Source organism: Lentzea xerophila, from assembly GCF_051094245.1.
GTDB lineage: Bacteria > Actinomycetota > Actinomycetes > Mycobacteriales > Pseudonocardiaceae > Lentzea > Lentzea xerophila.
In genome coordinates this window covers 3,364,731-3,387,334 of record NZ_CP194934.1, presented here as the reverse complement: position 1 = coordinate 3,387,334, position 22,604 = coordinate 3,364,731, and the positions used below count along the sequence as shown (strand labels likewise).

Below are 22,604 nucleotides of genomic sequence, written 5' to 3'. Positions count from 1 at the left end.
CAACCGGCCAATTGTTTGAAGAATAAAGCTTTGCCGACTATCCAGTACGCGTCGGCCCTAAACCTCCGGCGCGGAGGTTCGACCCGATTGGAGCAAAACCCAATTCGCGCGTATCTCCGCGGCGCGACATCCGCACTGTGGTGGCGAGGACGACGGCAGGACGCGGTAAATGCAATCCACCGGAGGACGCGTGAAGCCAGAGGTCGCGGTCATAGGGAGCGGCGCCGCCGGATTGTCGGCGGCGCACAACTTACGAATGTCCACAAAGGTCACGCTCTTCGAGGCGGACGACCGCCCCGGCGGGCACGCGCACACCGTCGTAGTGAAGGACGACGACGGGCGCACACTCGGCTTGGACACCGCTTTCATCGTCTACAACGAACCCAACTACCCCGAGCTGATGAAGCTGTTCACCGATCTCGGGGTCGAGGGTGTCGAACATCCGGGGCGGTTCAGCTTCTACGACGCCGGCACGGGCTCGTGCTACGTGTCGGACGACTTCCAGCGCACCGAGGACGAGGTGCGCGAGCACTGCCCGCCCGAGTTCCTCGGGCTGTGGCGCGAGGCGCGGAGATTCCACACCGAGTCGGCCAGGGACTTCGTGCGGAAGAAGGTCGACATGCCGCTGGGCGACTACCTGGCGCGCAACGGCTACAGCGAGGAGTTCCGGCACGGCTTCGTGGTGATGATGTGCTCCACCGCCTGGGTCGTGCCGGCGGACAAGATCTGGGAGATGCCCGCCGCCACGATCATCGCGTTCTTCATGGCGCACGGCGCCGAACCGCTGGGCGGCAGCGGCGTGCCGTGGCGGACGGTGCGCGGAGGCAGCATCAGCTACGTCCGCAAGGCCGTGGAAGCGTTGCGCGCCAACGGCGGGGAGCTCCGGCTCGGCACACCCGTGCACGCCGTGAGCGAGGACGACTCCGGCGTCAGCGTCCAGGCCGCGGACGGGACGCACCGGTTCGACCAGGTGGTCGTCGCCACCCACGCCGACCAGGCGCTCAAGCTGCTGACGCAGCCGACGGAGACGCACCGGCGGCTGCTGGGCGCGATCAGGTATCACCCGAGCACCGCCGTGCTGCACACCGATCCCGTCGTCATGCCGCGCGACCGGGAAAACTGGCGCAGCTGGAACTACGGCCGCACCACCGTGGACGGCACCACCACTCCGTGGGTCGTCTACTACCTCAACCAGCTGCACTGCTTCAGCAGCGCGACCGACTACTTCGTATCGGTCGCCTGCCCGATCGCTCCGCGCGACGAGCTGGTCATCTCCGAGATCCCCTACGAGCACCCGACGTTCGACCTCGGGGCCCGGCACATCCAGGACGAGATCGACTCGCTGGGCGACGGCTCGCGGATCAAGTTCGCCGGCTCCTACTTCCACTCCCGCCGGTACGGGCCCGACTCGCTGGGCAACCACGACACCGCCGTCGGATCCGGCGTCAGCGCCGCGGAACGAGTGCTCCGCGATGTCGCGAAAGGACAGTGATGACGAACCCCTCTGCACCGCACACGGGAACGCTGACCGCGCAGGACGCGCAGCGCTGGCTGACCGGGAAGATCGCCGAGCGCCTCGGCGTGCGGCCGGACCAGGTCGACCCGGAGAAGTACTTCGACGAGTTCGGCCTCGACTCGACCGAGGCGCTCGTGCTCTCCGGTGAGCTCGAGGCGTGGCTCGGCCTGGAACTGGAGCCGACGGCGCTGTGGTACCACCCGACGATCGCCCAGCTGGCCCCGTACATCGTCGAGACGAAGCAGGCGAACGGCAATGGCGCGAGCTGACCGGCCTCTGCTGGTACGCACACCGGGACCGCCGGGGCGGCTGGCCGTGATGGTCCACCCCGGAGCGATCCCGGTGAGCCACTACCGCGACCTGGCAGAGGGAATCGGACCGTCACGGGAGCTCGTGATCGCCGACCTCGAACACGTGCCCGAGTACTTCGAGGCCGCGCTCACCGGCGGCCGGACGTCCACCACCATCGACGAGATCGCCTCCTACGTCGCGAAGGCGGTGCGGGAACTGCCGATCGCCGACGCGGACTGGGTGCTCGCCGGCTGGTCCTTCGGCGGCGCGATCTGCCACGCCCTGCTCGACACGCTCGACACGCACGAACTCCCCCGCCGCGTGCTGGTGCTTGACGCGCTCGCGCCGGTTCCCGAGTTCACCGCGGCGGACGGTGACCTCGACCCGCTGGTGGTGCTCGGGTGGTTCGCCATGTACCTGGCCGCGAAACGCGGCGGCGACGTGACCGTGTCACCGGACGAGCTGCGCGAGCAGGACTTCGAACACGGACTCGCCACGGTGCTGCGAGCCGGCATCGCGGGCGGGGCGCTGCTGCCCGGCACCACGGTCGCCGGACTGCGCAAGGTGTTCACGAGCTACCGCGACGGACTGCTGCGCAACAACTCGCTGGTGTCGACCCATCGTCCTCAGTGGACGGACGTGCCGCTCGTGGTGCTGCGTCCCGAACGCGGTCTCGTCGACAAACCGGGCGCGCTCGGCTGGGAGCAGGTGGCGGACTCACCGGAGGTCCTGCACTGCCCCGGTGACCACTACACGATGCTGCGCGATCCCGCGGCGATCCGGCGCTTCGCCGAGAACGCCGCCTGACCGTTGGGAAGCATGATGGGTGACCACGCAAGGCTGTGCGACACACCGATCGCCATCGTCGGGCTGGGTGGGCTGTACCCGCGGTCCGGAGATCTACGCGAGTTCTGGTCGAACATCGCCGAGTCGGTGGACTGCATCACCGACGTGCCCGAGACGCACTGGCGGGTGGACGACTACTACGACCCGGACCCCGCCGTGCCGGACAAGACCTACTGCCGCAAGGGCGGCTTCCTGCCGACCACGGACTTCAACCCGGTCGAGTTCGGCATGCCGCCCGCCACGCTGGAGGTCACGGACGTCCTGCAACTGCTCAGCCTGGTGGTGGCCAGGGAGACCCTCGCCGACACCGGCTGCGAGGGCGCCGACTGGTACGACAGGGCGCGCACCGGCGTCGTGCTCGGCATCACCGGCGCCAACTCGCTGACCCAGCCGCTCGCCACGCGGTTGCAGACGCCGATCCTCAAGCAGGTCGTGCGCAGCTGCGGGCTCGGTGACGACCAGGCCGAGGAGATCGCGAGCAGGTTCAGCGACGCGTTCGCGCCGTGGGAGGAGAACTCGTTCCCCGGCATGCTCGGCAACGTCGTGGCGGGGCGCATCGCGAACCGGTTCGACTTCGGCGCCACCAACTGCACGGTCGACGCGGCGTGCGCGAGCTCCCTGGCGGCGGTGCACATGGCGGCCGCCGAACTGGTGTCCGGCCGGGCGGACCTGATGATCTCCGGCGGCTGCGACGCCGAGAACACCATCTTCATGTACCTGTGCTTCTCGAAGACCCCGGCGTTCTCGAACAGCGAGCGCATCCGCCCATTCGACGCGGAGGCGGACGGCACGCTCATCGGCGAGGGCATCGGGATGCTCGCGATGAAGCGGCTCGCCGACGCCGAGCGCGACGGCGACCGGATCTACTCGGTCCTGCGCGGTATCGGCTCGTCCAGCGACGGCCGGTTCAAGAGCATCTACGCGCCCCGCGCGGAAGGTCAGGTCGTCGCACTGCGCCGGGCCTACGCCGACGCCGGCGTAGAACCCGCCACCGTCGGGCTCGTCGAGTGCCACGGCACCGGGACCGCAGTGGGTGACGAGACCGAGCTCGGGGCGTTGCGCGAGGTCTACGAGGCGGCGGGCGCCGAGCCGGGATCGGTCGCCGTCGGCAGCGTGAAGTCGCAGATCGGCCACACCAAGGCCGCCGCGGGTGCGGCCGGGCTGATCAAGGTGTCGCTGGCGCTGCACGAGAAGGTGCTGCCGCCCACGATCAACGTCACCGCGCCGGCTCAGGGCCTCCACGGCTCACCGTTCCACCTCTGCGTCCGGGCGCGGCCGTGGATCCTCGACCCGGACCGCACAGTCCGGCGCGCCGCGGTGTCGTCGTTCGGCTTCGGTGGCACGAACTTCCACTGCGTGCTGGAGGAGCACGACACCGCAGAGCAAGTGCTGCTCCCGACCACTCGTGTGCACCTGTGGCACGGGGCCGACCCCGCGGCACTGCTCGCCGCGCTGGAGTCCGGCGACGGCCTGTCCGACGAACAGGTGCCCGCCGAGCACGCCCGGCTGGCGATCGTCGCCCGCGCAGACGAGCTCGACGAGCTGCGGTGCCAGGCGGCCGGCCGGCTGCGTGAGGCGGGCGACGGCGAGTCGTTCGAGCTGCCCGGCGGCGTGTACTACCGGCGGCGCGCGGGTGTGCCGGGCAAGGTCGCGGTGTTGTTCGCGGGTCAGGGCAGCCAGTACGCCGGGATGGGCTCGGCTGCCGCGCTCGCGGTGCCACCGCTGCGCGCGGCGTTCGACGAGGCTTCGCTCGCGGTGGCCGGCTCGAACCTCGCCGGGGTCGTGTTCCCACCGACCGCGTTCGATGAGGAGACGGCGGCGGAGCAGGAGAAGTCCTTGCGCCGCACGGACCACGCGCAGCCGGCGATCGGCGCGTTGTCGGTCGGCCACCACCGCTACCTCTCGGCGCTGGGGTTCCGGCCGGAAGGAGCGCTCGGGCACAGCTTCGGCGAGCTGACCGCGTTGTGGTGCGCGGGAAGCATCGGCGACGGCGACTACTTCCGCCTGGCGGCGGCCAGGGGCAGGGCGATGGCCGCGAGTGGCGACAGCGGGGCGATGGCCGCCGTGCCGTGCGGGTACGAGGACGCCCTGCGGCTGCTGGAGCAGTATCCGGAGCTGAGCGTGTGCAACGTCAACAGCCCGGACCAGGTGGTCGTCGGCGGCGGCACCGAGGCGATCGACGCGTTCGCCGAGGCGTGCCAGGGCGATGGCCTCAAGGTGAGCAGGTTGCCCGTGGCCGCGGCGTTCCACACGAAGTACGTGGCGCACGCCGTCGAGGCGTTCCGCGCCGCGGTCGGCGAGGTCCGCCTCGGCGAGCCCGCCATCGCGGTCTACGCCAACACCGAGAACGCCTGCTACGGCGCGGACACCGCGGCCAACCGCGAGGTCCTGGCCGAGCAGCTCGTCCGGCCGGTGATGTTCGGGCCGCGGCTGGAGCAGATGTACGCGGACGGGTTCCGCGTGTTCGTCGAGCTCGGCCCGAAGAAGGTGCTCGGCGGCCTGGCCCGGCGCACGCTCGCGGGCCACGACGACGTCGTCGTGCTGTCGGCCGACGGTGGTCCTCGCGCGGACGGCGACCGGACGCTCAAGCAGACCGCGGCCCAGCTCGCCGTGCTCGGGTTGCCGCTCGCCGGGTTCAACCGCTTCACCGCACCACCGCACCAGCGCGCACAGGCCAACGGAATGACGATTCCCATGAACGGGGTGAACTACGTGTCCGACGAACGGCGAGCCCATCGTGATGCGCTGCAACAAGATCAGGGCGCACCCGAACAAATGTCGCAGGCGCCCGTCCCGCAGGAGGGCGAGCTGATCACGAACTCGGGGACCGGCGTCGGCGAGGCCGTCGACGGACACCTGGCGATGCACGAGGAGTACCTCAGCAGCCAGCTGAAGGTGGCCGAGCGGCTCACCGACGTGTTGCAGCAGCACGCCGACGGTGAGACTCCGGACGACAGCGTCATCAGCGGCATCAACGCGGTGACCGAGCACAGCGTGGCCATCGGTCAGAGTCACATCCACGCCAGCGACGTGTTGCGCAGCCTGGTCGAACTGGAGCAGCCGGGCGCGACACCGGCCGAGCCCCGCCTCGCACCGCCCGCGCCGCGCGCCTGGCGACCGGCTCCCGCTGAGCTGGAACAGGCCTCCGGCAACGGAAGCGCACCTCCAGCCGAGCCTGTCGAGGTGGCGGCACCACCAACGGACCAGGAGATCGTCGTCGACGACGAACCCGCGGCCGAGCCGGCCCCGACCGAGTCACCCGCGGCCTCGTCGCGGGGTTCCGCCGAAGAGGTGCGCGACGCGCTGCTCGAGATCGTGTCGGGCAAGACCGGCTACCCCGCGGACATGCTCGACCCGTCGATGGACGTCGAGGCCGACCTGGGCATCGACTCGATCAAGCGGGTCGAGATCATGGGCGGCCTGCGGGAACGCTACCCGGACGCGCGGGAGGCGAGCCCGGAACGGCTGGCCGAGCTGCGGACCCTGGACGACATCGTGCACTTCGTCGTCGAGGAGTCCGGCGCGGCCGACCGGCCAGAGGGGTCGGTGACGGCCGGCCCAAAAGCACGTGAGGGAGCGCCCGGCATCGGCCGGAAGCAGGCGTGCCTGCGGGCCGTCCCCGCTCCCGACCAGCTGGACTCTCCCTTCCGCACCCGCGCCGCGCTGGTGGTCGGCGACGACGCCTTCGCCGACGCCCTCACCGCGGCCGGGTGGACTGCCTGGCGCGCGCGGGAGGACGTGCCTGACGACGCGGAACTGGATCTCGTGGTGCACGTGGGCGGAACGCTCACCTCTGCTCTGCTGCTCGCCCGCGACACCCGGCAGCGGCTGGAGTGGGCCGCTGCCCGCGGACGGGCGGCATTCCTGGTCGTCACCAGGCTCGACGGCCTGCTCGGCTTCGGCGGGGTCGATCGCGGTACGGCCCTGCTCGGCGGTCTGCCGGGCCTGGTGAAGACCCTCGCTATCGAGGCGCCGTCGCTGTTCTGCCGTGCCGTGGACCTCGCGCCGTCGCTGCCGGACGAGCGTTGCGCCGAGTTGCTGCTCGCCGAACTCCACGACGCACAGCCGAACCTGCCCGACATCGCGTACGACGCGGCCGGGACCCGCCGCACCGTCGGCCTTTCCGACGATCGTGACGATCTGATGCCGTCCGGGCCCGCCGTCGATTCCCCCGGTCCCGGCGACCTGCTGGTGGTCACCGGCGGGGGCCGTGGCGTCACCGCGGCCTGCGCGGCCGGGCTCGCGCGCCGGTACCGCGCGAACCTGCTTCTGCTGGGGCGCACGGAACTCGCCGACGAACCCGCGTGGGCGGTGGACGTACCAGCCGAGCAGCTGCGCGCCGCGATCGCCGCGGAGCTGAAGAACATGGGCGACAAGCCCGTCCCCCGCGAGGTCGAGCGGATCGCCCGCGATCTGCTGGCGCAGCGCGAGATCCGCGGCACCATCGCCGCGATCGAGGACGCCGGAGCCTCCGCCACCTATCTTCCCGTCGACATCACCGACGGCGAGGCGACCGCGGCAGCGTTGGCAGGCCACCAGATCACCGGCATTGTGCACGGCGCGGGCGTGCTGGCCGACCAGCTCATCGCAGACAAGGACGAACAGGACGTGGCAGCGGTGCTCGCACCGAAGCTCACCGGCCTCGACTCCGTGCTCGACGCGGTGGACCTCCAGCGGTTGCGGCACATCGTGCTGTTCTCGTCGGTCGCCGGATTCTTCGGCAACCGGGCGCAGTCCGACTACGCGATGGCGAACGAGGCGCTCAACCGGATCGCCTGCTCGCTCAAGCGCGACCTGCCGGCCACGCAGGTGACCGCGGTGAACTGGGGCGCGTGGGACGGTGGCATGGTCACGCCGGAGCTGGCGCGGATGTTCGCCGAACGCGGTGTGCCGCTGATCGGGATGGACGAGGGCGTGCGGCTGTTCGCCGAGCAGTTCGGCCCTGAGCGCACCGGTGACGTCGTCTGCGTCGCGGGCCCCACGTCGCCACTGTCCACATCGGACTCGACCGGCATCCTTGACGAGGTCGTGCTGCGGCGAGACATCCGGTCGCTGCGCCACGATCCGGTGCTGGCCGACCACGCGCTCGGCGGCACGCCGGTGCTGCCGGCGACTGCGGTGATCGGCGCGGTGCTCAACGCGGTCGGGCGAGCCCGTCCCGCGGCACGACTCGGCGGCCTGCGGGAGTTCTCGGTGTTGCGCGGGCTGCGGTTCGACGACGACGCGCCGGCGCACCTGGAGTTCGCGGTGACCGGCTCGACCGTGCTCGTGCGCGGTCCGGACGGCAAACCGCGCTACCGCACCGAAGTCGTGGAAGGTGCGCCCGAGCCGGAGGTCGTCGAGGGCCTGCCCGACCTCGATGGTGGCACCCCGGCCACCGCGTACACCGACGGCGCGCTGTTCCACGGTCCGGCGTTGCGTGGCATCACCGCGCTGCTGCAGGAGGACACGCACCGGCTCGTGCTGCTGTGCGAGCTGGACGACGTGCCGCTGGGTGACGGCGGCTGCCGCACCGACCGGTTCAGCCCGGTGCTCGCCGACCTGCTGCTGCAGGCGGCACTGGTGCGGGTGCACCGGGTCATCGGCCGCAACTGCCTGCCCACCGAGGTCGGCAGGGTCGACGTGCACGACGTGGTACCGAGCGGCCGGCCGTTCCTGGTCGTCGTGGACGACGGCGTGACCAACGGGGACTGCGCCCGCTGCACCGTCACCGCCTGTGCGCCGGACGGCCGGGTCCTGCTGCGGTTCGCCGACACCTGCGTCGCGTGCAGCGAAGGACTGACCGAGCAATTCGCCAGCGGTAACGGGAACGGGTGAGTAGCCATGCCGACAGTGCACAGCCCGATGGCCGTCATCGGCCTCGCCTGCCTGCTACCGGGAGCGACGTCGCCGGAGGAGTTCTGGCAGAACCTGCTCCGTGAAGCCGATCTGCGCACGCCGGGTGGGCCGGAGGTGTTCGGCACGGACCCGGGCGAGACGGGCGGGTCCGGCGACGACGTGCACCGGATCACCGCGACACGAGGTGGGTTCGTCACCGAGCCGGACATCGACCTGTCCGGGCTGCACGTCCCCGCGGACGAACTGGCGCGGCTGGACCGCGTGGTCCGGTGGCCGTTGCACGTGGTGCGGGCCGCGCTCGCCGACGCCGGTGTCGAGCTCACGGACCCGGTGCTCGGGCGGACCGGGCTGGCGCTCGGCAACTACTCGTTCCCCACCACGGAGTCCGTGCGGATGTCCGGGCCCGCCCACCGCGAAGCGGTGTCGGAGGGTCTGCGCCGGGCGGGCATCGACGTGCCCGCCGCCGAGCAGAGCCCCGACGTCGATCCGCACAACCTCTGGGCGGCGCAACTGCCGGCGACCGTGCTGGCCGACGCGTTCGGACTGGGCGGACCCGCGCTGTCGCTGGACGCCGCCTGTTCGTCCGCGCTGTACAGCCTGGCGCTCGCGCGCGACCACCTCCGCACCGGCCGCGCGGACCTCATGCTCGCGGGCGCGGTGTGCGCGCCGGACCCGCTGCTGATCCACCTGTCGTTCTCCGACCTGCACGCCTATCCGGACAACGGGATCAGCCAGCCGTTCGACAACTCGTCGCGCGGCATCGTGACCGGGCAGGGCGCCGGCGTCTTCGTGCTCAAGCGGCTCGCCGACGCCCAGCGCGACGGTGACCGGATCCACGCGGTCGTCGACGCCGTCGGACTGAGCAACGACGGCTCCGGCAAGCACCTGCTCAGCCCGAACCTGGCCGGTCAGATCGAGGCCTACCGCCGTGCCTACGACGACTCCGGCATCGATCCCTCCACAGTGGACTACATCGAGTGCCACGCGACGGGCACGCCGATCGGTGACTCCACCGAGCTGCGCGGCCTCGAGGAGTTCTTCGCCGAGAACGCCGATGACGTGCCGCCGCTGGGCTCGGTCAAGGCCAACCTGGGCCACCTGCTCACGGTGGCCGGTTTCAGCAGCGCTCTCAAGGTCGTCCTCGCCATGCGACACGGCATCATCCCGGCCACACCGGGCATCCGCGAGCTGGTGCGCGTGCCCGAGTGCAACGGAACGGCCGAGCGGGTGGTGCGCGCCGCGCGGCCGTGGCCGGACTCCGGACCGCGGCGAGCAGGCGTCTCCGCCTTCGGGTTCGGCGGCACCAACGCGCACGTCGTCCTGTCCGTGGCACCCTCTCCGGCAGGCTCACCGGAACCGGTCGAGCAGGGTCCGTTGTCGATCGTCGGGCTGGGCGTCCGGATGGGTCCGCTGTCCGGCACCGGCTCGCTGGAACGCGCGGTGCGCACGGCGACGCCGTTGCTGACCGAGCGGCCCTCGCAGCGCTGGTACGGCCTCGACGAGTTACCGGACTCGCCTGTCGTTGCAGGCGGGTACGCGGAGAAGGTCGACGTCGACGTGCGCGCCTATCGCATCCCGCCCGCCGAACTGGGGCACGCCAACCCCCAGCACCTGGTGTTCTTCGAGGCGGCGGACGAGGCACTGACCGATGCCGGGTTCACCGTCTCGGCGGGACGGGCACCGCGCCGCGTGGCGACCGTCGTGGCGATGGACATGGAACCGCACACGCACGCCCACCGCGCCCGGTTCGACATCGACGCGCACGTGCGAGCCGAGTGCTCACGCGCGAACGTGCAGCTCGACGAGTCGGCGCTCACGTCGCTCGAAGAGGCCGCACGCAGGGCGATCCACCCGGATCTCGGCGCCAACGAGGTGCTGAGCTACATCGGCAACGTGATGGCGAGCCGGGTGAGCTCGGCCCACAACTTCACCGGGCCGTCGTTCACCGTCTCGAACGACTCCACCGCGGGTGCCGCCGCGCTGGAGATCGCGGGTCTGCTGCTGCTCGATCCCACCATCGAGGCCGTGCTGGTCGGTGGCGTGGACCTGGCCGCGGGCGCCGAGAACACCATGACCCGCGCCCGGCTCGCGTCGTCGCTCGGCGACACGCTGCCCCCGCTCGGCGACGGCGCGGCGGCCGTCGTGGTCATGCGACCGCGGGACGTGCCCACCGGCCGCCGGGTCTACGCGACCGTCGACGCCCTCGCCCTGCGCCGCGGTGCCGGCTCCACGGCGCGGGCGGCGTCCGACAGCCTGCGGGAGGCTGGACTGACCTCGTCCGATGTGGACTACCTGGAGCTCGGCGGCCTGACCACGGCGTCCAGCAACGCCGAGGTCGCCGGGCTCGCCGACGTGTTCGCGGCGGGTTCCGGCGATGCCGGCTGCGCCGTCGGCAGGCTCGGTGACCTGACCGGCGACGTGCAGCGCGCGTCGGTGCTCGCCGCGGTGGTGAAGGTCGCGCTGTGCCTGCACCGGGCGGAGATCCCGGCAGCGCCGGCCGAGCTGGTGCTCGACCCGGACGAGGTGCCCGCTCTCAGCGGCAGCCGGCTGCGCGTGCCGGCCGAACCGCGTCCGTGGCTGCGCAGGAGGAACGACAGGCCGCGCGTCGCCGCGATCAGCGCCGTCGGCCATCGTGGCCCGGACGGCTGGCACGCCGCGCACATCGTCCTGTCCGGCGCGGACGAGCTGGGTCGCGAGGTGCGGGTCGACTGGCGCGGCGGAGGAGGAGCGCTGGTGCTCCCGTTGCGCGCCGACGATGGCCTCGGCCTCGCGGACCTGGCCGGGCGTCACCTGCAACGGCTGCGGGACGGCGCCGAACCGCACGAACTGGCCAGCGCACCGGCGGGAGCACTGACGGCGGTCCTGGTCGCACCCGACGCGGACCGGCTCGTACGCGAACTGGAGATCGCGCAGAAGGACCTGGCGGCCGTGGTCACCGACGGCGGTGAGTGGGCAACGCCGTCCGGCAGCTACTGCACCGGAAGGCCGATGGGCACCGACGGCAGGGTCGCGTTCGTCTACCCCGGCGCGTTCACCACCTACCCCGGCGCGGGCCGGGACCTCTTCCGGCTGTTTCCCGGCCTGCTGGCCGACTTCGAGGACCACGAGGAACATCCGGCGCGGCGGTTCAAGGTGGACGCGCTGTACCCGTCGGCGCTGCGACGGCTCGACCGCACGGCGTTGATGCGGCATGAGACCGAGCTGATCGAGGACATCCCCACGGTGCTGGCCACCGGCACCAACCTCGCCGTGCTGAACACCCAGCTGCTGCGGGACGTGCTCGGCCTGCGCCCGAACGGTTCGTTCGGCTACAGCCTGGGCGAGAGCAGCATGCTGTTCGCCACCCACGTGTGGGCCGAGTCGGCGCGTGATGACGCCGCGCTCACCGAGACGCCTCTGTTCCGCGGCGAGCTGTGCGGGCGCAAGGAGTTCCTCCGGCGGTCGTGGGACCTTCCCGACGACACACCGGACCGCGCGGTGTGGTCCACCCACGTGCTGCTCACCTCCGCGCAGGAGGCGCAGGAGGCGATGGCGGGCATGGACCGCGTGTTCCTCACGCACATCAACACGCCGGGCGAGGTCGTCATCGCCGGGGATCCGGAGCAGTGCGCGGAGGTCATCGCGCGCGCCGGCTGCAGGGCGGCCCGGGCGCCCGCCAACCACGTCATGCACTGCCCGCTCATCCACCCGGTGCTCGACGGGCTTGCCGCGCTGAACCGCCATCCCCTCGGCGACCCGGACCTGGACCTGGAGCTGTTGTCCGCCTACGACTACGAATGCGTCGATCCGGGCGACGGCGACCAGCTCGCCGAGCACATCGCGCGGACGCTGTGCGGGGCGATCGACTTCGTGCGGCTCGTGAACACCGCCTACGACCGCGGGTTCCGCTACTTCGTCGAGGTCGGCCCCGGTGCGACCTGCACGCGGTGGATCGGCGAGACGCTGGCCGACCGGCCGCACGTCGCCGTGTCCACCGACCGCAGAGGTGCTCCCACCGGCGTCGCGCTCGCCGCCGCTCTGGCACGGCTGGTCAGCCACGGCCTGCCGATCGACCTCACCGCGCTCTCCGGCGGGCACAGCGGGAAAGCAGCGGCCCGGTTGACCGTGCCGGTCGTCTGCGGCGCCGAGTCGGTGGTCGCGCAGGTGCACAGGGCCGCCGAAGCCGTGGCCGAGCAGCCGGAAGAACCGGTGGAACCGGTGGAGGCCGCGTCCGGCGACTCCGTCGACGCGATCGTGATCGAGGGCGAGCCGTTCGTGCACCTCGAACCCGCGGCCGTCGCGCCAGAACCCGTGATGGCGGCGCCGCAGCAGGTCACCGCACGCCCCATCCGGGCTCTACAGGACAGTCCCGTGCGGGCGCTCGTCACCACCGTGGCGCAGGCACATCGCGCGGCGCTGCGTGCGCATAGCGCCGTACAGCAACGGATGCTGGACCAGCTCGTGCCGCACCGGGGTTCCGCGCGCCGGAACGACGTCATCTGGGACGAAGCGGACCTGCTGGAGTTCGCCCAGGGCAGCATCGCCAAGGTGTTCGGCGGTGAGTTCGCCGAGATCGACTCGTTCCCGTACCGCGTGCGCCTGCCCGAGCCGCCCTACCTGTTCGTCAGCAGGGTCACCGAACTCGCCGCCGAGACCGGCAAGTTCGAGCCTTCGACGATCACGACCGAGTACGACATTCCGGAAGACGCCTGGTACCTGGTCGACGGCGTCGCGCCGACCGCCGTCACGGTCGAGGCCGGGCAGTGCGACCTCATGCTGATCAGCTACCTCGGCATCGACTTCGAAACGCGGGGTGAACGGGTCTACCGCCTGCTGGACAGCACCTTGTTGTTCCACGGGGGTTTCCCGCGAGCGGGCCAGACGGTGCGGTACGAGATCAGCATCGACCGGTTCGTACGCAACGGCGACGTCGTGCTGTTCTTCTTCAGCTACCAGTGCTTCGCCGACGGCGAGCTGATCCTGGAGCTGTCGGACGCGTGCGCCGGCTTCTTCTCCGCGACCGAGCTGGACGACTCGCTCGGCGTGGTGTTCGGCGAGGCCGACCGCAAACGCCGCGAGGCCATGACGCGAGCCTGGTTCAAACCGCTCGAACGCACCGACCGCACCTCACTGTCCACTTCGGACTTGGCGCTGCTCGCCGAGGGCAAGCTGGCAGAGGTGTTCGGCCCGAGGTGGGACCAGCGCGCCGATGGCTGCAACCCTTCCATCCGGTTGCCGCGGGAGAAGCTGCGGATGATCGACGAGGTCACCCTGATCGACCGGCTGGGCGGGCCGCGCGGGCTCGGCGAGCTGGTCGCGGTCAGGAACCTCGACCCGGACGGGTGGTACTTCGCCTGCCACTTCACCGGCGACCCGGTGCTGGCCGGGTCGCTGGTCGCGGAGGGCGGGGTGCAGCTGCTGCAGGTGTACGCCATGTACCTGGGCCTGCACCTCGTCCTGCCCGACGCCGAGTTCCAGTCCGTGCCCGGCCTGAAGACCACGGTCAAGGTCCGTGGCCAGATCACCCCGTCGACGCCCGGCATCCGCTACCACGCCGAGATCACCGAGATCACCATGCTCCCCCGGCCGACGCTCGTCGCGGACCTGCTGATCTACGACGGCGACAAGCCGATCATCAGCATCCACGACTTCGGCATCCAGGTGCGCGAGAAGCCGCGCACGCCGTACCGGCCAGGCCCCGGTGGCGTCCCGCCGTTCTTCGGCAGGCGCAACCACGACGGCGAGCCCGCGTACGTCGACGAGCTGCACCTGGCCCACGCGGCCAAGGGTGACCTCGACGTCACCATGGGGCCGGAGTTCGAGATCTACCGCCACCTCCGCGCACCCCACATCCCTAACGGCGACTTCCAGTTCGTGGACCGGATCATGCGGCTGGAGGGCACCCGCGGCGAGCTGAAACCGGGCGCGTGGATGGACAGCGAGTACGACGCTCCCGCGGAAGCCTGGTACTTCCACGAGAACCCGGCGCACACCATGCCGAACTGCGTGCACCTGGAGACGTCGCTGCAGGCCGCGATCTTCCTCGGCTACTACCTCGGCGCGACGCTCGAGTTCCCGGACTCCGAGCTGAGCATCCGCAACCTGGACGGCCGGGCGGCGTTGGTGCGCGAGGTGGACCTGCGCGGCAAGACGGTCCGGCACCACTCGGAGATGCTGTCCAGCCAGGCCGTTCCCGGCGCGATCCTGCAGAACTTCCGCTACGAGCTGTCCGTGGACGGCGAGGTGTTCTACCGCGGCGAGTCGCTGTTCGGGTACTTCACCGCCGAAGCGCTCGCCAACCAGGTCGGCCTGGACGGCGGCGAGTACGTACCGCCGTGGCTCGACCAGCAGGAGAACGTCACCGCAAAGCACCTGGACGTCCGCGCCGACGACCGGTGGTTCACCACCGAACCCGCGCTCGCCGGCGGTCACCTGCGGCTCGTGGACTCCGTCGACCTCGTCGCCGACGGCGGCCTGCACGGCAAGGGATACGTGCGCGGCACCATGACGATCTCGCCGGACGACTGGTACTTCACCTGCCACTTCCACCGCGACCCGGTGATGCCCGGCTCGCTCGGCGTGGAGGCGATCATCCAGGGCCTGCACGTGTTCGTGCGCGAGACCGGGCTGGCGGACGGCATCGAACGGCCCGTCTTCACGATGCCGCGGGACGTCGAGACGGCGTGGCGCTACCGGGGACAGATCCTGCGCACCGATCCCGAGATGACATTCGACCTGCACGTCCGCGACGTCCGGCGGACCGGCGACCGCGTGGTCGTCGTCGCCGACGCGAGCCTCTGGCGCACGCCTGGTGCCGGCGACGGCCGCGCGGGACTGCGGATCTACGAGCTCACCGGTCTCGCCGTCGAAGTGCGCGGGCAGGCGGGCCACGGCGAGGAGGAACAACGATGACGCTCACCACCGAACGCCCGCCGACCGGCGCCCAGAACGCCCTGCTGAAGCTGGACGTGCCCTGCTACGTGGTGCGCGGCGCACGCGGTGTCGGCCTGACCACCGAACGGCCTGCCGACGACAGCGCCGTCGTGGCGGTCGCACCACCGTTGCCGGCCGACCGGCTCGGCTCCGCGGCGTTCCGCACTGCGCACGGTGTGCGGTACTCCTACATGTCCGGCGCCATGGCGGGTGGGATCGCCTCGGCGGACCTCGTGGTCGCGGCCGCCAGATCGGGTTTTCTCGGGTCGTTCGGCGCCGCCGGTCTGCTGCCGACGACCATCGAACGGGCGTTGCGGCGGTTCGCCGACGAGATCCCCGGACTGCCGTTCGCCGCCAACCTGATCCACAGCCCCAGCGAGGACGCGCTGGAGCGCGACGCGGTCGACCTCTACCTGCGTCACGGAGTGCGGTGCGTCGAGGCGTCGGCGTTCATGGCGTTGACCCCGCACGTGGTCCGCTACCGCGTGGCCGGGCTGCGCAAGGACGCGCAGGGCCGGACCGTGGCGCTGAACCGGTTGGTGGCCAAGGTGTCGCGCGCCGAGGTCGCCGTCCACTTCCTGCGGCCCGCGCCCGCCGCGATCGTGGCGGACCTCGTGCTGCGGGGGCTGGTCACGCGTGAGCAGGCCGACCTGGCGCAGACCGTTCCGATGGCCGACGACATCACGGTGGAGGCCGACTCCGGCGGGCACACCGACCGGCGGCCGCTGGGCGCGCTGCTGCCCACGATCCTCGGGCAGCGCGACGCCGAGCAGGCGAAGCACCACGTGCCCATCAGGGTGGGCGCCGCGGGTGGTCTCGGCACCCCGGCCGCACTCGCCGCGGCGTACGCCATGGGAGCCGACTACGTCGTCACCGGCTCGGTGAACCAGTGCTGTGTGGAGTCCGGAACGTCCGACACCGCTCGCCGTCTGCTCGCGGACGCAGGTGTCGCCGACTGCGAGATGGCGCCCGCCGCCGACATGTTCGAGCTGGGCGTGGAACTGCAGGTGCTGCGCAAGGGAACGCTCTTTCCCATGCGCGCCAAGAAGTTGTATGAGCTGTACCGCGCCTACGACGGCATCGAGGCGCTGCCGGTGAGCGAACGTCTCCGGCTCGAACAGCAGATCTTCCGGCGTCCGCTGGACGAGGTGTGGGCCGACGTCGTCGCCTACTTCACCCGGCGTGACCCGGCGCAGCTCGAACGGGCGGCGGCCGAGCCGCGCAGGCGGATGGCGCTCGTCTTCCGCTGGTACCTCGGCATGGCGTCGCGGTGGGCGGTCACGGGCGAGCCCGGCCGCGCGCAGGACTACCAGATCTGGTGCGGTCCGGCGATGGGCGCGTTCAACGACTGGGTGCGCGGCACGTACCTCGCGGATCCGGCCCGGCGCACCGTCACGGACGTGGCGTCCCACCTGATGCTCGGCGCCGCGTTCACGGCACGGGTGTGGCAGCTGCGGCTCGCGGGGGTGCGGCTGCCCGCGTCGTGCTCGACGTATCGGCCGGTTCCGCTGTCCGGCGACGAGGACGGGGGTGCGTGATGGCTCTGACGCTGCCTGCCAGGGAAGCCCGGCCGTCCACCCTGTACGCCGCGGGCGCGGAGCTGGACCACCGGCTGGGCGACCCGAGGCTCGCGGACAACCCGTTCGGCTTCAGTGCGATGCGCCACCGCGACTCCGCGTGCGGCGTCACGGCACTGGCCGCCGAGACGGGGCCGGACCTGCGGCTCGCGTTCGTGCCCGAGTGCTTCGGCGGTGAGCTGCGCACCGCGGACGACACGCTGATGTCCGCGCGGCTGGCGTCCCGGCGTGACGCGACGGTCATGCCCGCCACCATGTTCGGCATCACCGCGACCACCTGCGTGCTGCTGGCGGGCACTCCGGAGCAGTGCGCGGAGGTCGTGACGCTGGCCAGGCACGGCCAGTCGATCGGCTTCGCGCTCACCGAGTCCGACCACGAGGGCGACCTGCTCGCGGGCGAGTGCTCGCTGTCCGAGGACGGTGACGGCGACTACCTGCTCAACGGCCACAAGTGGCGGGTCGGCCTCGGCCCCCGCTGCACGGCGCTGCTCGTCGTCGCGAGGACCGGCGGCCGCGGGCCCGCGGCGTTCTCCCTGGTACTGCTGCGCGAGGACCAGCTGAACCGGGCCAGGCGCGGTGTCTGCCGCACCGACGGCTTCCGCGGCATCGAGTTCGCCGACCTCCGGTTCGAGAACGTGCCCGTGCTCGCCGCGGACGTGGTCGGCCGGATCGGCGAGGGCATGGAGACGACGTTGCGTGCCATGCAGCTCGTGCGCGTGATGAGCACGGCCGCGAACCTCGGTACCGCGGACACCGCGCTGCGCCTGACGATGGACTACGCCAAACAGGCACGGGTCGACGGTCAGCCGCTCACCTGCCAGCCCTACGTCCGCCGTGAACTGGCGGCCGCCGGCGCCGCGCTGGCCGCGGCCGACGCCGTCGCGATCGGATGTGCGCGCGGCCTGCACACGTTGCCAGGCCGGCAAAGTCTGTGGTCCAGCACCACCAAGGCCGTGCTCACCGAACTGTCCGAGGACGTGTTCGCGCGGTGCGCGGACGTGCTGGGGTTCCGGAGCCTGGTGGCCGACGGCCCGACCGGCGCGTTCGGCGTCGCGCGCCGCGACAACGCCGTGGTGCGCTACATCGACATCGATCCGACCGGCAACCTGCGGCTGATCGCCCAGCAGGTGCGCAGGATGGCGGGCTACGACGTGCTCGACCAGCCACCACCCAGCACCGATCTCGCGTCCGCGTTCTCCCTCGGCGCTCCCCTGCCCGAGCTGCGGCTGGGCGAGCTGGCGCTGACGTGGCGCGGACGGGACGACGTGACCGCGGCGTTGCCCGCGGTGGCCCGCGAGATCCGCGAGGTGCTGGCCGGATCGCCGTCCGCGGGACCGTTGCTCAGCAGGCTGGGCTCGCTGCAGGGCGCGCTCAGCCTGGTGTCGCGGGACGTCAGGGAACTGGCCGACGTGCTCGGCCCGCGATGCGGTGCTTCCGCCGAGTTGCTGGACGTGGCCGAGAGGTTCGCGTTCCTGCACGCGGCGGCCAGCTGTGTGCACCTGTGGTGGTTCAACCGGCACCGGCCGCTGTTCGGGAGGCTCGCCGCGTCCACCGGCTGGCTCGTCGCCGCGCTCGACGTGCTGCGCGACCGCGTGCAGGGCCCGCGCGGCAGGCTCGCCCCGGACATCGCCGTCGCACCGTTCACCATGGTCGACGAGCTGCACGCGAACGGCCGCCTGTTCAGCGCGGAACCGCTGTCGCTGCGGGAGGGCCGGTCATGACCCGTGTCGCAGAGCTCGCCGCGCTGACCGAGGACCTCGAACGCCACCTCGGCGACCCGCACGACCCGGCAGGCCTCGCGTCGTTCGCGACGGTGCTGGACCTCGACGAACGCGAGCAGTATCCCCACGTCTTGCTGGACCACCTGAGGGCGTGGCGCGCGCACGAGTTCGGAGTACCGGTCAGCGCGGGCGGGCGGGGGGTCGCCACGCAGGACTCCGTCGCGTTCGGCACGGCCATCGCCCGCCGCGACGCGACGCTGGCGACCGCGCTGAGCATCACCATGCTGGCGTACCTGCCGATCTGGGTGGCGGGCACCGACGAGCAGCGGGAACGGTACGGGCGCGCGGTGTGCAACGGCGCCAAGATCTCCTGGGGGCTGTCCGAACGCGAACACGGCAGCGACCTGCTGGCCAACGAGATGACCGCGCGCCGCGTGCCCGGCGGGTACGTCGTCGACGGTGAGAAGTGGCTGATCGGCAACTCGACGCTGGCCGACCACATCGTGCTGTTCACGAGGACCGAGGAGCGCGGCGGACCGGCCGGGTTCACGATTCTGGTGCTGGACAAGCGTTCCACGCCCGCCCATCAGGTCAGCGCGGTGCCGGACGAACGGCTGCACGGCCTGCGCGGCATCGACATGAGCGGCGTCCGCCTCACCGGCTGCTTCATCCCGGAGTCCGCCCGCATCGGCGACGAGGGCCGCGGGCTGGAGATCGCGCTGAAGAGCTCGCACCCGGTCCGGGTCATGATCACCGGGATCGCGCTCGGCTGCGCCGACACGGCGTTGCGGCTCACGCTGGACTTCACCACCCGTCGCCGGATCTTCGGCCGCAACGTCGTGGACGTGCCGTACTCACGCCGCAAGCTGGTGGAGTGCTTCGCCGACCAGCTGCTGTGCGACGTGCTCGCGAACTGCTCCGCCCGCAGCCTGCAGGTCTCCCCCGACCAGAGCTCGGTCTGGTCGTCGGTCACGAAGTACCTGGTGCCGACGACCTTGGACCGCTCGGTGAGCGCGCTCGCCGTCGTCCTCGGCGCGCGCCACTACTTGCGCGGGCACCACCTGTACGGCGCGTTCCAGAAGGCGAAACGCGACCTGCTGGTGGCGAACTTCGCCGACGGCAACACGGTGGTAAACCTCAAGAACATCGCACTGCAACTGGAGAAGCTGCTGTCCTCCGCGGCTGACACGCGGGCACTGGAGCGCGCCCGCGTGATCTTCGACTGGGACGCGGAGCTGCCGGAGATCCGGCCGTGGGCCGCGCAGACGGTGAGCAGGACGGGCGACGACGCCCTGCTGGCGCTGCCGCACGCGCTCGAACTGTTGTCCCGACGAGCCGGGAACGACCGCTGGGCGACGTGCGTGGAGCTCGGCAGGCGGTTCCTGGCCGAGGCACGCCGGATGCGGCAGGAGTGTGAAGACCTGCGTACCCGGCTCGGACGCGGCTACGGCGACTCGGCCGAGCTCTTCCTGCTGGCCGAACGGTACTGCGTCGTGCACGCGGCGGCTGCGTGCCTCGCGCACCGGGCGTTCTCGTCGTGGATCACGCCGCCGCTCGACGATGCCGCTCCGTTGTTGCTGTGCCTGCAACGCTTGTGGCAACTGTCGCACCCGCTCGACACCGTGATCGACAAGTCCGATGTGGACGAGATGGCGTCGGTGTTGCTGCGCCTGCACGACGAGAACCGCTCGTTCGGCTATCGCCAGTTCGCGCTCGCCAAGCGCTCCGCGCACATCACAGGAGGTGAACCGCGGTGACCGAGGACGTCCAGTGGGCCAAGTGCCCGTCCTGCAAGACGATGGTGTACCTCAAGCGGCTGGACAAGCACACGAAGGTGTGTCCCGACTGCTCGCACCACTGGCGGATGCCCGTGCGGGAGCGGCTGGACCTGGTGCTGGACGAGGGATCGTTCGAGGAGTTCGGCGCCGGTCTGCGACCTGGGGATCCTCTGACGTTCCACGACAGCCTGCCGTATCGCCAGCGTCTCGCCGACGCCGAGCACCGCACCGGTGGGGCCGAGGCGTGCATCTGCGGGACGGCCGCCATCGACGGCGAGGACGTCGTCGTCGCGGCACTGGACTTCGGGTTCATGGGCGGCAGCATCGGCAGCACCACCGGCGAGAAGATCGCACTGGCGGCGCGGCGGGCACTGGAGGCGCGGACGCCGCTGATGCTGATCTGCGCGTCCGGCGGTGCGCGGATGCAGGAGGGCTCGCTGTCGTTGATGCAGCTCGTCAAGACGAGCCAGGAGATCGCCCGCCTGCACGAGGCCGGGGTGGCGTGCTTCAACCTCAACACGGACCCGACCTACGGCGGAGCCACCGCGTCGTTCGCGACCCTCGGCGACGTCGTCATCGCCGAACCCGGTGCCCGCATCGGGTTCGCGGGTCCCAACGTCATCGCGCAGACCATCCGCGAGGATCTGCCGGAAGGCTTCCAGACCGCGGAGTTCCTGCTGGCCAACGGAATGCTCGACATGGTCGTGGCGCGAGCCGCGCTGCGTCCCGTGCTCGGCAGGCTGCTGCGGATGCACGCGGCGCCCGCCGCACCGCTGGGTTCGCCGCCGCTAACGCTCATCACCGACCCGGACGCACTGCCGTCACGGGACGCCTGGGAGGTCGTCCAGGCCGCCCGTGACCTCGGCCGCCCCACCACGCTGGACTACTGCGCCGCGGTGTTCGACGACGGTGTCGTGGAGCTGCACGGCGACCGGCGCACCGGTGACGACCGCGCGGTGGTCGGCGGGCTCGCCCAGCTCGACGGCCACACCGTGGTCGTGATCGGCCTGCAGAAGGGGCATTCGCCGTCGGAGCTCGTCCGGCACAACTTCGGCATGCCGAACCCGGCCGGCTACCACAAGGCCAGGCGACTCATGGGGTACGCGGCGAAGTTCGGGTTCCCCGTGCTCACGTTCGTCGACACACCGGGGGCGTTTCCGGGTGCCGACGCCGAACGCAGCGGCCAGGGCACGGCGATCGCGGAGTGCATCATGCGCATGTCCCGGCTACCCGTCCCCGCCGTCGCCGTGCTGACCGGTGAGGGCGGCAGCGGCGGCGCGCTCGCCCTGGGCGTCGGCAACCGCGTGCTGATGCTGGAGAACGCCTACTTCTCCGTGATCAGTCCGGAGGGCTGCTCGTCGATCCTCTGGGGCACCTCGGCCGAGGCGTCCCGCGCGGCGGAGGCCCTCAAGATCACCGCGCACGACCTGCTGTCGCTCGGACTCGTCGACGGCGTCGTCGCCGAACCCGAGGGTGGCGCTCCCGCCGACTGGGAGACCACCGCGCACAACGTCCGATCCGGTCTGCTGCAGGCGCTCGCCGAGTTGGCCGGCATGACACCGGAGCAGCTGACCGAGGACCGCTACGCGCGGTTCGCCCGGTACGGCGCCCAACTCGAGCAGGAGACCGAGGTGCCCGCATGACCGAAGATCCGCGTGAAATGACTCCTGAAACCATCGCGGCGGCCGTGGAAGCGTTGCCGGAACTGCGTTCCGAGGCTGTGCGGCTCGCCAGCGAACTACCGGGAACACCGCAGCACCTGCGCGTCGAGACGGCCGGCAGCTCCCTGGAGATCGACTGGGACACGACGGCGGCACCCCCGGCGCCACCGGCCGTGTCACCGGACTCCGGTTCCTCCTCGCCGAAGCCGGAGGGTCACCCGATCGCCGCTCCGCTGGTCGGCACGTTCTACCGCTCCTCCGGTCCCGGCGAGGAACCCTTCGTCCAGGTCGGTGACGTGGTCACGGCCGGCCAGCAGGTCGCCATCGTGGAGGCCATGAAGCTGATGAACGCGGTCGAGGCCGAACGACCGGGAACGGTGACCGCCGTGCTCGTCGAGGACGGCGAGATGGTCGAGTTCGGCCAGCCGCTCCTGGTGCTCGACACCGACGGGAACGGGAGCTGA

10 protein-coding genes are annotated in these 22,604 nt (G+C 71.3%); all 10 read left to right on the top strand.

Translation table 11 applies throughout. The features are described from left to right. The first annotated feature begins 169 nt into the window (after positions 1-169). Genes ACRSBM_RS16075 through accB form a run of 10 tightly spaced genes read left to right on the top strand, consistent with a single transcriptional unit; the run spans position 170 to position 22,604 of the window. Entirely contained in the window at positions 170-1,492 is a 1,323-nt protein-coding gene (locus ACRSBM_RS16075) for an NAD(P)/FAD-dependent oxidoreductase (protein WP_434444198.1), read from the top strand. Continuing rightward, positions 1,492-1,785 (top strand): acyl carrier protein, encoded by a 294-nt coding sequence (locus tag ACRSBM_RS16070; RefSeq protein ID WP_434444197.1) that lies wholly within the window; start codon positions 1,492-1,494, stop codon positions 1,783-1,785. Before ACRSBM_RS16075 ends, ACRSBM_RS16070 begins: the two co-directional genes overlap by 1 nt. After that, on the top strand, positions 1,772-2,614 hold the full coding sequence (locus ACRSBM_RS16065) for an alpha/beta fold hydrolase (protein ID WP_434444196.1): 843 nt from the start codon (positions 1,772-1,774) through the stop codon (positions 2,612-2,614). Before ACRSBM_RS16070 ends, ACRSBM_RS16065 begins: the two co-directional genes overlap by 14 nt. Before the next feature lie 15 nt (positions 2,615-2,629). Then, a complete protein-coding gene (locus ACRSBM_RS16060; protein WP_434444195.1) occupies positions 2,630-8,470 on the top strand; it encodes an SDR family NAD(P)-dependent oxidoreductase in 5,841 nt (1,946 codons plus the stop codon). A gap of 6 nt (positions 8,471-8,476) precedes the next feature. Continuing rightward, on the top strand, positions 8,477-15,382 hold the full coding sequence (locus ACRSBM_RS16055; protein WP_434444194.1) for a beta-ketoacyl synthase N-terminal-like domain-containing protein: 6,906 nt from the start codon (positions 8,477-8,479) through the stop codon (positions 15,380-15,382). Beyond that, complete coding sequence (locus tag ACRSBM_RS16050; RefSeq protein WP_434444193.1) at positions 15,379-16,941, top strand: PfaD family polyunsaturated fatty acid/polyketide biosynthesis protein; 1,563 nt, start codon at positions 15,379-15,381, stop codon at positions 16,939-16,941. Before ACRSBM_RS16055 ends, ACRSBM_RS16050 begins: the two co-directional genes overlap by 4 nt. Continuing rightward, positions 16,941-18,701 (top strand): acyl-CoA dehydrogenase family protein, encoded by a 1,761-nt coding sequence (locus tag ACRSBM_RS16045; protein ID WP_434444192.1) that lies wholly within the window; start codon positions 16,941-16,943, stop codon positions 18,699-18,701. Before ACRSBM_RS16050 ends, ACRSBM_RS16045 begins: the two co-directional genes overlap by 1 nt. After that, entirely contained in the window at positions 18,698-20,458 is a 1,761-nt protein-coding gene (locus ACRSBM_RS16040; RefSeq protein ID WP_434444191.1) for an acyl-CoA dehydrogenase family protein, read from the top strand. The genes ACRSBM_RS16045 and ACRSBM_RS16040 overlap by 4 nt, the downstream gene beginning before the upstream one ends. Beyond that, a complete protein-coding gene (locus ACRSBM_RS16035; protein WP_434444190.1) occupies positions 20,455-22,122 on the top strand; it encodes an acetyl-CoA carboxylase carboxyltransferase subunit alpha in 1,668 nt (555 codons plus the stop codon). Before ACRSBM_RS16040 ends, ACRSBM_RS16035 begins: the two co-directional genes overlap by 4 nt. After that, positions 22,119-22,604 carry an acetyl-CoA carboxylase biotin carboxyl carrier protein gene (accB, locus tag ACRSBM_RS16030; protein ID WP_434444189.1) on the top strand — a complete coding sequence of 162 codons (486 nt, stop codon included), beginning with the start codon at positions 22,119-22,121 and terminating at the stop codon, positions 22,602-22,604. The genes ACRSBM_RS16035 and accB overlap by 4 nt, the downstream gene beginning before the upstream one ends.

Bases quoted from the DNA above. Each gene is read 5' to 3' on its own strand.
- ACRSBM_RS16055 (WP_434444194.1), top strand. From the start codon at position 8,477: ATGCCGACAGTGCACAGCCCGATGGCCGTCATCGGCCTCGCCTGCCTG.
- ACRSBM_RS16065 (WP_434444196.1), top strand. From the start codon at position 1,772: ATGGCGCGAGCTGACCGGCCTCTGCTGGTACGCACACCGGGACCGCCG.
- ACRSBM_RS16075 (WP_434444198.1), top strand. From the start codon at position 170: ATGCAATCCACCGGAGGACGCGTGAAGCCAGAGGTCGCGGTCATAGGG.
- ACRSBM_RS16045 (WP_434444192.1), top strand. From the start codon at position 16,941: ATGGCTCTGACGCTGCCTGCCAGGGAAGCCCGGCCGTCCACCCTGTAC.
- ACRSBM_RS16040 (WP_434444191.1), top strand. From the start codon at position 18,698: ATGACCCGTGTCGCAGAGCTCGCCGCGCTGACCGAGGACCTCGAACGC.
- accB (WP_434444189.1), top strand. From the start codon at position 22,119: ATGACCGAAGATCCGCGTGAAATGACTCCTGAAACCATCGCGGCGGCC.
- ACRSBM_RS16070 (WP_434444197.1), top strand. From the start codon at position 1,492: ATGACGAACCCCTCTGCACCGCACACGGGAACGCTGACCGCGCAGGAC.
- ACRSBM_RS16060 (WP_434444195.1), top strand. From the start codon at position 2,630: ATGGGTGACCACGCAAGGCTGTGCGACACACCGATCGCCATCGTCGGG.
- ACRSBM_RS16050 (WP_434444193.1), top strand. From the start codon at position 15,379: ATGACGCTCACCACCGAACGCCCGCCGACCGGCGCCCAGAACGCCCTG.